We start from the raw sequence: 14,330 nt of genomic DNA on the forward strand, positions 1-14,330 counted from the left end.
CAATATTCATATATTTGCGATAATGAGAATGATAATCAATTAGAAGCAAGTAATAAGCAAGTAATAATCCTGTTAAGGAGACGGCTTATGGTTTCATCCACACGTTCTAACCTCAATCCTTATAAGGCCGCAGAGGATAAACCCATCAAGTCGCGGCCGGTAGCTGCAGCTACGATCCTGCTGCTCGGAATAGCCGCCATCGTCTTCGGGCTGATGCTGTCTGTATCGTTAGGAGCGGCAGATATCCGGCTGTCTACTGTATGGGAAGCTGTCTTCCGCTTCAATCCGGAGCTGGGACAGCATCAGGTCATCCGGGAGCTGCGAATCCCCCGCGCTTTGGCCGGAGCGCTGGTGGGTGCATGTTTTGCTGTTGCCGGCGCGATCATGCAGGGGATGACCCGGAATCCGCTGGCGGATTCCGGGCTGCTGGGACTCAACGCCGGAGCCGGTGTCGGCCTGGCATTGGCTTTCGCCTTTGCGCCTTCGCTGTCTTTCATGTATATCATGATCTACTGCTTCATTGGAGCGGCTGTGGCATCGCTCTTAGTCTTCGGCATCGGTTCGTTGTCCCATAGCGGGCTGACACCGCTACGCCTGACCTTAGCGGGTGCGGCGGTCAGTGCCATGCTGCTGGCGGTCAGCCAAGGCATCGCCATTCTGTATCACCTCTCCCAGGATATTGCGTTCTGGATGGCAGGCGGGATTGGCGGAGCGAACTGGACACAGCTCAAGATTATGTCCCCCTGGGTTGCAGGTGCGCTTATCGGGTCGCTGGTGCTCTCGCGTTCCATCACGCTGTTAAGCCTGGGAAGGGATGTTGCCGCAGGACTGGGGCAGCGCACACGGCTGGTACAGTCCGCAGGGATGATCATTGTAGTCATTCTTGCCGGAGCGGCGGTCTCGACGGTGGGGCCGATTGCTTTTGTCGGATTAATGATTCCGCATATTACCCGTTATCTGGTGGGGGTGGATTACCGCTGGATCATTCCTTGCTCGGCAGTACTCGGGAGCGTCCTGATCCTCTTTGCCGATATCGCTGCGAGAATGATTAATGCGCCTTATGAAACACCGATAGGTGCCCTGATTGCAGTAATCGGCGTACCGTTCTTCATCTATCTGGCCAGCAAGCGCAAGGGGGAGCTGTAATGAACAGGACCATGTCTGTACCCTCAGTGAAATCGCGCCGCACCAGAGAAGCCGGTATTCTAACGCTGCTTGCTGCACTTATCATCATTATTTTTATTGTCAGTATGAATACCGGCTTCATGCGCTTATCACCACTTGATGTTCTACATACTCTGCTCGGTGAAGGAACGAAGCAGCAGAAGCTGATTCTGTTTGATTTCCGGCTGCCGCGTATAGTGATCTCACTGCTCATCGGGGCGGGTTTCGCAGTATCCGGATCTATTCTGCAAGGCCTGTCGCGCAATGCTCTTGCTGAACCCTCTACCTTAGGGATTAACGCCGGAGCGGGATTCGCAGTGCTGATCTTCATTTCATTTGTCCCGGCAACCACAGCGGGGCCCATCTTTGTTCTTCCGCTGCTGGCGCTGGCAGGTGCAGCGCTTACGGCCACGCTGATCTATTTTCTCTCCTACCGGAGAGCCGACGGACTCTCGCCGACACGGCTGATCCTGATCGGAATTGCCGTAGGTGCCGGCATTTACGCTTTTCAGCTGATCCTGTCATTAAGGCTGGACCCGCAGAATTATCAGTTCGTAGCCATCTGGCTGGCCGGCAAAATCTGGGGCGGAGACTGGCGGTTCGTGCTGGCATTGCTCCCCTGGATATTGATTCTGCTGCCGTTCGCGTTCTACAAAGCCCGGGTGCTTAACGTACTGAACCTGGGGGATGAAACCTCCAAGGGACTTGGGCTGCCGCTGGAGCGGGAACGTCTGCTGCTCTTGGCTGCTGCTGTGGCTCTCGCAGGCGCCTGCGTCTCGGTCAGCGGAGGCATCGGCTTTGTCGGACTGATTGCACCGCATCTCGCCCGCAGACTTGTAGGCCCGCGTCATCAGATCATGCTGCCTGCAGCCGCTTTGATAGGCGCGCTGCTGCTGCTCACCGCAGACACCATCGGGCGCTGGATTCTGCAGCCAACAGAGATACCTACAGGTATCGTGGTGGCGATCATCGGCGCCCCGTACTTTTTATATCTTTTGGCAAAATCTAAGGCTTAACAGAGGCATTCATAGGCGAATTATCATGAAAAATTAAAATCCTGAGGAGTGAGTATCATGTCGGAACGTTTGAATACAGAACAGCTGAGTATCGGATACGCAGAGGCAATGATTGTAAAGGGGCTGAACCTGTCACTTCCGACAGGGAAGATTACAGCGCTGGTTGGAGCGAACGGCTCAGGTAAATCGACCATCCTGAAGACGATGGCACGCATCATGAAGCCGAAGAGCGGCAGCGTCATGCTTGACGGCAAATCCATTCATAACCTGTCCACCAAAGAGGTGGCCAAGCAGCTGGCGATTCTGCCGCAGAATCCTACTGCGCCTGACGGTCTGACTGTATCCGAGCTTGTGGGTTACGGCCGCTACCCGCATCAGAAGGGCTTCGGCACCATGACGCCTGAAGACCGCAGCATCATTGCTAATGCAATCGAAGTTACCGGTATGACGGAGTTCCATGACCGTCCGATTGACCGGCTCTCCGGCGGACAGCGTCAGCGGGCCTGGATTGCCATGGCTTTGGCGCAGCAGACAGATATTCTGTTCCTTGACGAACCGACGACATTCCTGGATATGGCCCATCAGCTGGAGGTGCTGCAGCTGCTGCAGAAGCTGAATGAAGAAGAAGGCCGGACGATTATCATGGTGGTACATGATTTGAACCATGCATCCCGTTATGCACAGCATATGGTAGCGATCAAATCCGGCAATGTGATCAGTGAAGGTGCGCCGGTTGATGTAATGACACCGGTAGTTCTGCGTGAGGTATTCGGCATTGAAGCCGATATTGTGCCTGATCCGCGTACCGGAGTGCCGCTGTGCCTCCCTTACGAGCTGGCTGCGTACAAGGCAGCTGGACTATAAGCGCGAGCTGTGCAGGCTAGTGGAGCGGAGAGGGGCAGTGCAATGAATGAACAATTGATTAAGGAATTCACCACTAAGTTTGACCTGCATCCTGCGGTACCGGAGGGAGCTCTGCACTCCTTCGCTGCAGCTGAACTGGTGCATGAGCAGGGTATGAGGGCATTTGTAGACACTTACGGGCCGTTAATGAAAGCACTGGACGATAAAGCGGTTGCTGCATATTTCGGCGGCTATCTGTCCAATCTGGCGCTTGCGGTTCAGTATTCAGTCACAGGATTCTCCTTCGTTCCTGAGCTCAGACTAGCGAATCTGGGGATTCATCTCATTCCGGCAGACGGATATTGCCGGATTGCCTTCTCCCTTCACGCGTGGAAGACTGAGCAGGCTCCTGAGGAACAGCAGAGCAGGGACGCGTGGCGAAATGATGTGTTTGCCCGCTTTTATCAAGAGACTGCCGGGCCGCTGGTACGCTGTATTTCACAGGTGAGCAGTTTATCACTTGGTGAGATATGGGGACAGATGCCGTCCAAATTCAATTATTATGTGGAGTCCTTTGCAGCCGGAATTACCGATCCTGCAGTGCTTAAGCGGATTGAAGCAGATTACAGCTATCTGAAAGATGAACTGCCTGCTGAAGTATTCCAGATGCCCCGGAATCCGTTTCATGTGAAGGTACGGAGAATTGAATCGCTCGTTGACCCGGAGCAAACTGTACAGATGCGCAACCGCTGCTGTATGTACTACCGGACAGAAGTTAGGTTATAAACGGGAATGATGAAACATAATAATGCTGTATGCAGCTTCCAAACAGGCTCCTGTCATTGACAAGGGAGCCTGTTCGTTGTTAAAGTTGTGGTTGCCGCGATGCAGTTGAGGCAGGCAGATGATCACGATCATCATTTTCATAGAGTTAGGAGCATGAAGTATGAATATCGACAACATATATAAGGACCTGCAGCAGCTGGTCACCGCAGGCTCGCTGAAGCGCCACGTGAGTCTTAAGCATCTGGTGTATACCCGCATGGGCGGGGAAGCGGATATTTGGGCTGCTCCGGCAACCTACGATGAAATTCAGAGAATATCTACATATGCGCATGATCATCATATTCCGCTTACTGTACTCGGAAACGGCTCGAATGTCATCATCCGGGACGGGGGCATCCGCGGTATTGTGCTTCAGACCTCCGACATGACGGAAATGGGCATCCGGGACGGACTGCTCTACGCGCAGTGCGGGGCGAAGATTATCGATGCTTCAAGATATGCGCTGGAGCTGGAGCTGACGGGGCTGGAGTTCGCCTGCGGCATCCCCGGCACGGTAGGCGGGGCGCTGTATATGAATGCCGGAGCTTACGGCGGTGAGGTTAAGGACGTGCTGCAAAGTGCACTTGTGATCGACAAGGACGGACAGCTTATTACTATGCAGGGCGACCAGCTTCAGTGGGGATACCGCAAAAGTATCTTTGCCAGCGGAGAGTATATTGTGCTGGAGGCCAGATTTGCGCTTCAGCCGGGTGATCCTGCTGCGATCAAGTCCTCCATGGATGAGCTGACCTATCTCCGCGAATCTAAACAGCCGCTGGAATATCCTTCCTGCGGCAGTGTGTTCAAGCGGCCGCCGGGCCGCTATGCCGGCCAGCTGATTCAGGAGAGCGGCCTGCAGGGAACCCGCATCGGCGGAGCGGAGGTATCGCGCAAGCATGCCGGATTCATCGTCAATGCGGATAATGCGACGGCCAGTGATTACATCGGACTGATTCAGCATGTGCGCTCAACGGTCAAGGATAAATTCGATGTCGAGCTGGAGACGGAAGTCGAGATTCTCGGGGAAGAAGCATAAATCAGCTAATAAATTCTTGTATTTGAATCAATAGACGTGTGTAAGGCCATGGGTGTGCTTCACCCATGGCCTGTATGTGTCTCAAGTAGAGGGGAAATAAACATGACGCGCACAACTTTCCTGTAATACTAGATCATTCAGCTTAAGGCTAAGGAATATTTCGCTCTGTCCGTCTCCAGCTCGACATTATCCTCAGCTACTGTATTCAGCTTCAGCCCGCTGACCGCGATCTCATAATTAGGCTGCGGAAGCGGCACAAGCTCACCGTCTGCATTGAGTGTATTTCCCGTTCCCCGCAGAATCAGTGCACTGCCCAGGTATTCATCAAGAACATCCTCGGCATTGCGGTAGTCTACGGTGTCCAGATTAAAGTGAACTGTATCCAGATCATCCAGCTCCTGCTTCTTGATCACCAGGGTTGCATGCTCCTGCGCCTCCAGCCAATCGATAAGCTTCTGTACGTTTTGTTCCATATAGGATCCCATCCTTTGGTTAGTAAGAGATTGATAATTCTAAGTTACCCTTTTCCGGGCAAATGAATCCATCGGCTTGTCACATCTCCGCTCACAGCCTAACCAACTGCTCCATTCCCGTGAAGGCGAAATATAATTAATAATATTAATAATTAACATAATGAATAATATATAAGCGTAAAAGAATAGATCTCGAATAGGTGCCCGCCGGAAGATGCATTGTTTGCAGTTCCCCATTAGGGTGTAAACTACATCTATGCACTTCTATTAACAATACATAAACGGGGAAGGTGAGCATAATGTGGGGTGCATGGATGTGGGGCGCCATTTCCGGCTCAGCTGTGTTACTCGGGGCGCTGCTCGCTCTGTTCCTGTCCATTCCCACCAAGCTGATCGGCTTCATTATGGCTTTCGGGACAGGCGTACTTATTGGAGCAGCTGCTTATGAACTGCTGGAGGATTCCGCGAGTGACGGCGGGCTGACCCCGACGATCATCGGTTTTACCGCAGGAGCGTTGGTGTTCACGCTGTTTGACTGGTATATCTCGCGGAAAGGCGGAGCCGGCCGCAAACGCTCAGCCAGAGCATCAGGGAAGACGGAAGCTAAAGGCGGGAGCGGCATGGCTATTTTTGCCGGAACGGTACTGGATGCTATTCCTGAGTCGATCATGATCGGGGCCAGTCTGATTGCCGGCCAAGGTGTAAGTCTGCTGCTGGTTATTGCTATTTTTATCAGCAATATTCCGGAAGGGCTGTCGAGCACGGCAGGGCTGAAGCAGGACGGCTACGGCAAAAGAAAAATTATGCTGCTCTGGCTCGGCGTACTGGTAATCTCCACCCTGGCTTCAGGCGCTGGCTATACATTTATGGACCATGCAAGCGGGTATACGGAGGCGATGATTGCTTCTTTTGCCGGGGGCGGGATTATCGCGATGGTCTCCTCCAGCATGATGCCGGAAGCCTATGAGGACGGTGGACCGCTAACGGGATTTATCGCCGCCATGGGGCTGCTGTGCTCGCTGATCCTGGATCAGCTGTGAGGGTTGTCAAGCCTCCGGCAATCATGGTATAGTTCAAGACGCACCATATGTATAGTCATAAGCACAAAGAAGGAATCTGCGCGCGCAAGCGCAGGAGAGGTTCGCAAACTCCCTCTATAAAAAACTAAGACCGCTACAGGCATGAGCAGCTTTCCGGATATCCGGGGGCTTAAGGAGTACGGGCATTTGCCTGTACTTATTTCTTGTTATGCCGCGCGTGTCTCATCTTAGTAGAGCCAGGTTTTCGAAATCTCGTTCTTCTTTCCAGTTCAGGCCGTGAGCCTAGGGAAAAGAGAGGGGTTTTTTGTCATGTCAGAAGGCAGACTGAAAGAGGAAATGCAGGAGGTTACCCTGCTGGGTAATCAAGGTACGAAGTATAATTTCGGCTATGCTCCGGAAATTCTGGAGGCGTTCGATAACAAGCATCCCGGCCGTGATTATTTTGTCAAATTCAACTGCCCGGAGTTCACCAGCCTGTGTCCGGTTACGGGACAGCCGGATTTCGGCGTGATGTACATTTCGTATATTCCTGATATCAAAATGGTTGAATCCAAATCCCTGAAGCTCTATCTGTTCAGCTTCCGCAATCACGGGGATTTCCATGAAGACTGTGTCAACATTATTATGAATGATCTGATCTCGCTGATGGAGCCCCGCTATATTGAGATCTGGGGCAAGTTCACGCCACGCGGCGGCATTTCCATCGATCCTTACTGCAACTGGGGGCGTCCGGGAACGAAGTATGAGGCCATGGCCGAGCACCGGCTGATGAACCACGACCTGTATCCCGAGAAAGTGGATAACCGTTAATCCGGGAGATCCACAACGCACAGAACAATAAGGAGGAGAGAACTTACGATGAATAAAAAAGCACTGGTCGTCTTCAGCGGCGGCCAAGACAGCACCACCTGTCTGGTATGGGCTTTGCAGCAGTTCCAGGAGGTTCAGGTGGTAACTTTTAATTATAATCAGCGCCATGCGGCAGAGATCGAAGTCGCCAAGGAGATTGCCGCGAAGTTTGGGGTGAAGCAGCATATTCTCGATCTGGGACTGCTGAATCAGCTGGCCCCGAACGCGCTAACCCGGGACGATATCGAAATCGCTGCCGGGGAGGGCGAGGAGCTGCCGAGTACATTTGTAGACGGACGGAACCTGCTATTCCTGTCCTTTGCAGCGATTCTGGCCAAGCAGCTGGGCTATAGCAATATCATCACCGGTGTCTGCCAGACGGACTTCAGCGGATATCCGGACTGCCGGGATGTGTTCGTGAAATCACTGAATGTTACACTTAATCTGTCGATGGATTATGAGTTCGTGATTCATACCCCCCTGATGTGGCTGGACAAAAAAGAAACCTGGAAAATGGCCGACGAGCTTGGCTATTTCGACTATATCCGTGAGCAGACTCTTACCTGCTACAACGGGATTATCGGCAGCGGCTGCGGCACCTGTCCGGCATGTCTGCTGCGCCAGCGCGGCCTTGAGCAGTATGAGGCGGAGCGCCAGGAGGCTGGACTATAATGCTGGGCGAAGTATCTGTCTGCAAAATCTTTACCTTTGACGCCGCCCATCAGCTGATAGGGCACAAGGGGAAATGCAGTAATCTGCACGGGCATACGTATAAGCTTGAGGTTGTACTGAAGGGCGTTCCGTCCGTGGAGCACGGCCAGTCGGATGAGGGGTTTGTCATCGATTTCAGCGATATCAAAGCGACGGTGAAGCAGCTTGTAGTCGACCAGCTGGATCATGCTTTCCTGGCCATGGGCAATGAGCCTGTACTGGAGACACTTACGGCTACTGGCTCCAAGGTAGCACTGCTGTCGTTCCGTACGACGGCGGAGAACATGTCAGCATACATCGCTTATGAGCTGAAGCGGGCTTCCTTACCGGTCTATTCGGTCAAGCTGTGGGAGACTCCGACCTCCTGGGCGGAGGTGCTGGCGGCAGACATTCCGGAAGCGGGGCCGTCTTACCGTCTGTACGGAGGCTGCGACCATGAGTAAAATACCCGTTATCGAAATGTTCGGCCCGACGATTCAGGGGGAAGGGGCGGTCATCGGTGTCAAAACGATGTTCGTCCGCACCTACGGCTGCGATTACCGCTGCGGCTGGTGTGATTCCGCCTTCACCTGGGACGGATCGGCGAAAGATAAAGTAACCCTGATGGAACCGCAGGAGATTCTCGCCGGGCTGCTTGAGCTGGCAGGAGATAATTTCAATTGCGTAACCATCTCCGGAGGCAATCCGGCGCTTATCGGGGAAGCCATGGGTGAGTTCATCACCCTGCTCCACGAACGCGGTATCCAGGCGGCCATCGAGACACAGGGCAGCCGCTGGCAGGATTGGTTCAGTGATGTCGATGTGCTGACGATCAGCCCCAAGCCGCCAAGCTCCGGGATGAAGACCGACTGGGATAAGCTGGATGAGATTATGCTTAGAGTCGGCAGCAGCGGCAAGGCTGCCCATAGCCTGAAGGTGGTTGTTTTTAGCCAGGAGGATTATGAATATGCCCGGAAGGTACATTTCAGGTACCCGGAGGTCCCGCTGTTTCTTCAGCCGGGGAACGATAATGTCACCGAGGAAGGCGACATTTCAGGCCGCCTGCTGGGCCGGCTGGAATGGCTGTTTAATCTGGTGATTGCCGACCCGCAGATGAACAAGGCGCGGGTGCTGCCGCAGCTTCACGCACTAATCTGGCATAATAAGCGGGGCAAGTAAGGCTTGCGCATTATATATTGAATGAAGACCGAACCTCTGCGATGCGGAGGTCCGGTCTTTGTGTTATAGTCCCCCGGTCCGCCTGCTCTTCCTTCGGGGTGCCGGTACCCAATACCTTTTAATGTAATTATTAGGATTAATGTAACAAGCGGAGGTGCATCACCCATTCTAGGCGTAATATACTTGATGGATGATCAAGTATGAGGGGGAATTGAAATGGAGAACGGATACTACGCAGGCTGGGGAACGCTGGCACTGATTAATGCGGGAATTGCCCAGGGGAAAAACCGGAGCGGATTAAACTGGTTTCTGCTGTCATTGCTGCTGGGACCGCTGGCTACCTTTATCCTGGTGATCTCGGATAAGCTACCAGAGTGAATTATCAGTTATAATATTAGGGAGTATTAGTGCCTAAACGCCATGGCTACAGCATACTTCTATCGGCAGCGCATGATTTCCTAAATGATCTGCGATCCGCATGGATAAGTGATCCGGACGGCAATCCGGTCCAGCTGGTATGCAGGAGAAAGTCTGCAGCAGGAGAATAACAGTCCGGGGAGGGATTTATGATGTCAACCGCATTACTGATCATTGATGTTCAAGAGGCGATGTTTGCTTATCCTGATATGAAGCTGTATGACGAAGAAGGAGTTCTGGAGCGGATCAGCTCGCTGCTGGACAAGGCCCGCTTAGCCGGGGTTCCGGTGATTTACATCCAGCATACTGAAGAAGAGGGGGAATTTGTGAAGGGGATCCCTACCTGGGAGATCAGCAGCCGCATTGCACCGCAGGCAGGGGAGAAGGTAATCGAGAAGACAACTCCGGATTCCTTCCATCTCACCGGGCTTCAGGAAGAGCTTGAACGGCTTGGAGTGACGGAGCTGGTTATCTGCGGGATGCAGACGGATTACTGTGTAAATGCCACCAGCAGACGCGCACATAGCCTTGGGTATTCCAGCGTCCTGGTCAAAGATGCACATAGTACCTTCGATGATAACCATCTCACAGGTGAAGAAATCGTGAAGCAGCATAATGATGCGCTTGGCTCCGGAATTGCTGCGCTGCGCTCGGAACAGGAAGTAACCTTCCGATGAATCCGGTAATTCCCGCAATGAAGCCGATCCGCCGCTCCAGGCTGAGATTATTTGCCGGCAAGCGCTATTTTATCTGGAAAAGATATTGGAAATGGATCACAGCACGGGGCAGGCTCGCCAAGGAACTTCGCCCGGAAGCTCTGCCTTATGAGGCGGCCAGCCATGCCACACCTCTGCTTCGGAGCCTGCGTAATGTCGATATGCAGCTGCAGTATAATAAAATAACGAATTTGCGCCTGGCTGTTGCCAAGCTTGACGGACTCGTCATCCGTCCCGGCGAGACTTTCTCCTATTGGCGGAGTATCGGAAAGCCGACCCGCAGGAAGGGATATCTGGATGGAATGGTTCTGCATTATGGCGGCTTCCGGTCCGGAACGGGAGGCGGACTCTGCCAATTGTCGAATCTGATCTACTGGATGGCGCTGCATACACCGCTCACGGTTACTGAACGGCACCGGCACAGCTATGATGTTTTTCCCGATGAGCAGCGGACACAGCCTTTTGGCAGCGGGGCCACCTGTTCCTATAACTATCTGGATTTGCAGCTTAGAAATGATACGGAGTACACCTACCAGCTGAAGCTTCATCTGGATGAGACCCATCTGCACGGGGAGTGGCGTTGTGACAGCCGGCAGCTCTACAATTATGAGGTCTATGAAGACGGCCATGTGATCAGCCTGGAGCCGTGGGGAGGATATGTACGAAGTAACGCTATCCGCCGCAGGGTGCTTACCCATACAGGAGAGCTCGCGGGTGATGAGGCTGTCGCCGAGAACCATGCACTGATGATGTATTCTCCGCTGCTGCACGGATAAAGCCGGAGGATTTGGGGTTATAACATAGTGTAGCGTGAATTTACAGCTGCGATGTCCATACCCAACTTCTGAAGGAGTGACTCTCAACATGAAGGCAGTAACCTATCAGGGCAAGAAGAAAGTCGAGGTTAAGGAAGTCGCTGATGCGCGGCTTGAGAAAAAGGATGATATCATTGTCCGCATTACCTCAACCGCCATTTGCGGATCGGATCTGCATATCTATAATGGCGAAATCCCCGGCATGCATGATGATTACATTATCGGGCATGAGCCTATGGGAATAGTGGAAGATGTGGGACCGGAGGTCACCAAGGTAAAGAAGGGTGACCGTGTCATTATCCCTTTTAATGTAGCCTGCGGGCAATGCTTCTTCTGCCAGCACGAGATGGAGAGCCAATGTGACCACGCGAATGAAGCCAAGGATACCGGCGGCTATCTGGGCTATTCGGATACTTACGGCGGATTCGCCGGTGGGCAGGCCGAACTGCTGCGTGTACCGTACGGAAATTTCGGCCCCTTTGTCGTTCCGGAGGATGCTGAGATGGAAGACGAGAAGCTGCTGTTCCTCTCGGATATTGTACCTACCGCCTGGTGGGGGGTTGAGAATGCCGGCGTGAAGCCCGGAGATACCGTAATTGTGCTCGGATGCGGGCCGGTAGGTCTGCTGACACAAAAATTCGCCTGGATGAAAGGCGCATCCCGGGTCATTGCCGTCGACCATATCCCATACCGGCTGCAGCATGCGAAGCAAACGAATAATGTGGAGATTTTTAATTTTGAGAAAATTAAAGAGTTCGAGAAGCACATGAAGGAGATCACCCGCGGCGGGGCCGATGTGGTTATTGATTGTGTAGGTCTCGACGCCAAGAAGACGGTTGTAGAAAAGGTGGAGACCACATTAATGCTGCAGGGCGGCTCACTAGGGGCGTTCCGTATCGCCTCAGAGGTGGTCCGCAAATTCGGTACGATTCAGCTTGTAGGGGTGTATGGGCTGAACTATAATATGTTCCCGCTAGGTCATCTGTTTGAGCGCAATATTACGCTGAAGATGGGACAGGCTCCGGTCATTCATTATATGCCGGCGCTCTACAGGATGATTAAGGAGAATAAGTTCGATCCCACAGATATCATCACCCACCGGCTGCCGATCAGCAGAGCAGAGCATGGCTATAAGGTGTTTCAAGAGAAGGAAGAGGACTGTATCAAGGTTGTACTTAAGCCATAGATACAGATGCTTATTAGCACTGGTATAGCTCGTATGAGGCATGGAACCCGCTGAAAGACGGATTCTATGTCTCTTTTAATGAAAAATGCTGCTTTTTTCTGCAATTTGCGTTAAATTAACATAATGAGTCTTACAAAACACGAAGGGGCAACTACGTATGATTCCCAAAAAACCGCCCGTTCCCGTACCGCTGCTGATGGTGATTGGAATTGTGGCCATATCCTTTTCTTCTATCTTCATTAAATGGTCGTCTGCTCCGGTGTCGGTTCAGGGGATGTACCGGCTGCTGTTCACCTCACTGCTGATGCTGCCGTTCGCCCGCCGCTATAGCGGAGCAGCTTGGGCGCTGCGCCTGAAAGACTGGTTGCTGCTGGGCGCTTCCGGTGTAATGCTGGCCCTTCATTTTCTGCTCTGGATGGGATCGCTGAATTACACGTCAGTGGCCAGCTCGACAATGATCATGGCTCTGGAGCCGTTATTCATTATGCTCGGTGCGTACATACTGTATAAAGAGCGAAACAGCGCCTCTGCTATGCTGGGTATGGCTATTGCAATCTTTGGGGTTGTCTTTATCGGCTGGGGCGATATCGGATTGTCCGCCGAGAACCTGAAGGGTGACATGCTGTCCGTTGGCGGAACGGTAGCTGTAGCCGCACATTTACTAATCGGTCAGAAGCTGGTGGCGCGTATGCCTTCCTATTTGTACAGCCTGATTGTATTCATCTCTGCGGCCATCGTATTTGCTGTTTACAATCTGGTAACAAGTATACCTTTCTTCGCTTATCCCGCCCGGGAATGGGGCATCTTTGTCCTGCTGGCGGTGGTGCCAACCGTATTCGGCCATATTCTGTTTAATTGGCTGCTGCAGTATGCATCTGCGACTACAGTATCGATGAATATTCTGGGAGAGCCTGTCGGCGCAAGCATTCTTGCTTTCCTGCTGCTGGGGGAACAGTTGAGCGGTTTACAATGGGCAGGAGGTGTGCTGGTCATGGCCGGCCTCGGGGTCTATCTGTATTCCGGACGCAGGAAGGCGCTCAAGCTCCAGGAAGCTCTGCCTAATGCGTCATAATGCGTTAGAACGGTGGAGCGATGACATTATTTTCACAGAACATATATAAAGGGGTAACGAACGTAATGAATGAACAAGATCAGAACGAACCTTCAGGTCTAAACGGCGGGGCTGCTCCTTCCAGTGAAGAATTGTGGAATGAGGATACCTATGCGGCATGGACTAGCCGGTTCGGATCACCAGCCGAGGCAGCAGAGAAGCTGGTCAAAGATCCGGCTGGGAAGCTGTTCCCGCTGAATGCCTATATGGGAGATGTGCAGGGCCGCAAGATTATGAACCTGATGGGTTCGAACGGCATGAAGGCGGTAGCGCTGGGGCTGATGGGGGCAGAAGTGACGGTTGCTGATTTCTCGGAGGCGAATGGGCGTTATGCTACTGAACTGGCGCAGGAAGCCGGAGTGAAGCTGGATTATATCGTCTCAGATGTGCTGGGACTGCCTGAAGCTGTGCTGGATGGCTCGTATGACCTGGTGTTTGCGGAAATGGGAATTGTCCACTATTTCACCGACCTGGCTCCGTTTATGACTACGGCATACCGGCTGCTGGCACCCGGCGGGAAGTTCGTACTGCGGGATTTCCACCCGGTAACGACCAAGCTAATCTCCTCCAAGGGTTCAACCGCCAAGGTGCGCAAGCATAAAGTGAGCGGTGATTATTTCGATACGGCACTGGAAGAGAAGCAGGTGTCCTATTCCAAGTATATGCCTTCTTCCGAAAAAGCAGCGGGGGCAGACAGACCTAATGTAGTCTACTGGCGGCGCTGGACACTCGGCGAGATTGTAACGGCTGCTGCGGCCAGCGGGCTTGTTATTCAGGAGCTGGTGGAAGAGCCCAACCTGTCGTCGGATGTATATGACAAGGGGATTCCCAAGACCTTCACTTTGGTGGCGGGAAAAAGATAATCAACGAAGTGGAAACGGCTTTGCCATCCTTTTTAAAGACAGCAAAGCCGTTTCAGCGGGGAATAGCAGTAATTTATAGTGTGAAACCTAAGAAGTCATATAAACGG

Annotated in this window: 17 protein-coding genes and 1 riboswitch; of the genes, 16 read left to right on the top strand and 1 reads right to left on the bottom strand. The window is 52.7% G+C overall.

What is annotated here, in order from left to right; all coding sequences use genetic code 11:
* The first annotated feature begins 87 nt into the window (after positions 1-87).
* The 5 genes from NSQ73_RS13590 (at position 88) to murB (ending at position 4,884) form a co-directional block, all read left to right on the top strand.
* On the top strand, positions 88-1,146 hold the full coding sequence (locus NSQ73_RS13590) for a FecCD family ABC transporter permease (protein WP_340986811.1): 1,059 nt from the start codon (positions 88-90) through the stop codon (positions 1,144-1,146).
* Positions 1,147-1,157: 11 nt separating this feature from the next.
* Positions 1,158-2,180 carry a FecCD family ABC transporter permease gene (locus tag NSQ73_RS13595; RefSeq protein ID WP_445669667.1) on the top strand — a complete coding sequence of 341 codons (1,023 nt, stop codon included), beginning with the start codon at positions 1,158-1,160 and terminating at the stop codon, positions 2,178-2,180.
* 57 nt (positions 2,181-2,237) lie between these two features.
* Positions 2,238-3,044 carry an ABC transporter ATP-binding protein gene (locus NSQ73_RS13600; RefSeq protein ID WP_039298947.1) on the top strand — a complete coding sequence of 269 codons (807 nt, stop codon included), beginning with the start codon at positions 2,238-2,240 and terminating at the stop codon, positions 3,042-3,044.
* A 42-nt stretch (positions 3,045-3,086) separates the two neighbouring features.
* Entirely contained in the window at positions 3,087-3,809 is a 723-nt protein-coding gene (locus NSQ73_RS13605; protein WP_340986813.1) for a hypothetical protein, read from the top strand.
* Positions 3,810-3,969: 160 nt separating this feature from the next.
* On the top strand, positions 3,970-4,884 hold the full coding sequence (gene murB / locus NSQ73_RS13610; protein ID WP_340986814.1) for a UDP-N-acetylmuramate dehydrogenase: 915 nt from the start codon (positions 3,970-3,972) through the stop codon (positions 4,882-4,884).
* A 137-nt stretch (positions 4,885-5,021) separates the two neighbouring features.
* Here murB and NSQ73_RS13615 read toward each other — a convergent pair whose 3' ends face one another.
* On the bottom strand, positions 5,022-5,357 hold the full coding sequence (locus NSQ73_RS13615; RefSeq protein WP_039298941.1) for a hypothetical protein: 336 nt from the start codon (positions 5,355-5,357) through the stop codon (positions 5,022-5,024).
* 299 nt (positions 5,358-5,656) lie between these two features.
* On the opposite strand from NSQ73_RS13615, the gene NSQ73_RS13620 reads away from it, so the two are divergent.
* From NSQ73_RS13620 to NSQ73_RS13670, 11 genes are all read left to right on the top strand, one after another.
* Positions 5,657-6,397 carry a ZIP family metal transporter gene (locus NSQ73_RS13620; protein ID WP_340986816.1) on the top strand — a complete coding sequence of 247 codons (741 nt, stop codon included), beginning with the start codon at positions 5,657-5,659 and terminating at the stop codon, positions 6,395-6,397.
* A gap of 90 nt (positions 6,398-6,487) precedes the next feature.
* Positions 6,488-6,531, top strand: a riboswitch (PreQ1 riboswitch).
* A gap of 175 nt (positions 6,532-6,706) precedes the next feature.
* Positions 6,707-7,207 carry a preQ(1) synthase gene (gene queF, locus NSQ73_RS13625; RefSeq protein WP_042137732.1) on the top strand — a complete coding sequence of 167 codons (501 nt, stop codon included), beginning with the start codon at positions 6,707-6,709 and terminating at the stop codon, positions 7,205-7,207.
* Between the two features lie 48 nt (positions 7,208-7,255).
* The gene (gene queC / locus NSQ73_RS13630) at positions 7,256-7,918 is read left to right on the top strand and encodes a 7-cyano-7-deazaguanine synthase QueC (RefSeq protein WP_039298934.1); all 663 of its coding nucleotides are present in this window, start codon (positions 7,256-7,258) and stop codon (positions 7,916-7,918) included.
* Positions 7,918-8,400: a 6-carboxytetrahydropterin synthase QueD gene (gene queD, locus NSQ73_RS13635; protein ID WP_039298931.1), complete on the top strand. Its 483-nt coding sequence runs from the start codon at positions 7,918-7,920 to the stop codon at positions 8,398-8,400. The genes queC and queD overlap by 1 nt, the downstream gene beginning before the upstream one ends.
* Positions 8,393-9,115 carry a 7-carboxy-7-deazaguanine synthase QueE gene (queE, locus tag NSQ73_RS13640; protein WP_042137728.1) on the top strand — a complete coding sequence of 241 codons (723 nt, stop codon included), beginning with the start codon at positions 8,393-8,395 and terminating at the stop codon, positions 9,113-9,115. Before queD ends, queE begins: the two co-directional genes overlap by 8 nt.
* Before the next feature lie 216 nt (positions 9,116-9,331).
* On the top strand, positions 9,332-9,493 hold the full coding sequence (locus tag NSQ73_RS13645; RefSeq protein ID WP_167549552.1) for a hypothetical protein: 162 nt from the start codon (positions 9,332-9,334) through the stop codon (positions 9,491-9,493).
* A 191-nt stretch (positions 9,494-9,684) separates the two neighbouring features.
* Positions 9,685-10,209, top strand: coding sequence for a cysteine hydrolase family protein (locus NSQ73_RS13650; protein ID WP_340986818.1), 525 nt, complete (start codon positions 9,685-9,687; stop codon positions 10,207-10,209).
* Positions 10,206-11,024, top strand: coding sequence for a VanW family protein (locus NSQ73_RS13655; protein ID WP_340986819.1), 819 nt, complete (start codon positions 10,206-10,208; stop codon positions 11,022-11,024). Before NSQ73_RS13650 ends, NSQ73_RS13655 begins: the two co-directional genes overlap by 4 nt.
* 88 nt (positions 11,025-11,112) lie before the next feature.
* Positions 11,113-12,249: a zinc-dependent alcohol dehydrogenase gene (locus tag NSQ73_RS13660; RefSeq protein ID WP_042137724.1), complete on the top strand. Its 1,137-nt coding sequence runs from the start codon at positions 11,113-11,115 to the stop codon at positions 12,247-12,249.
* A gap of 157 nt (positions 12,250-12,406) precedes the next feature.
* The gene (locus NSQ73_RS13665; RefSeq protein WP_340986820.1) at positions 12,407-13,321 is read left to right on the top strand and encodes a DMT family transporter; all 915 of its coding nucleotides are present in this window, start codon (positions 12,407-12,409) and stop codon (positions 13,319-13,321) included.
* 65 nt (positions 13,322-13,386) lie between these two features.
* Positions 13,387-14,223 carry a class I SAM-dependent methyltransferase gene (locus NSQ73_RS13670; protein ID WP_340986821.1) on the top strand — a complete coding sequence of 279 codons (837 nt, stop codon included), beginning with the start codon at positions 13,387-13,389 and terminating at the stop codon, positions 14,221-14,223.
* Positions 14,224-14,330: the final 107 nt, after the last annotated feature.

Source organism: Paenibacillus sp. FSL R10-2736 (genome assembly GCF_038000245.1).
In the GTDB taxonomy this organism is placed as follows: domain Bacteria; phylum Bacillota; class Bacilli; order Paenibacillales; family Paenibacillaceae; genus Paenibacillus_AQ; species Paenibacillus_AQ phytohabitans.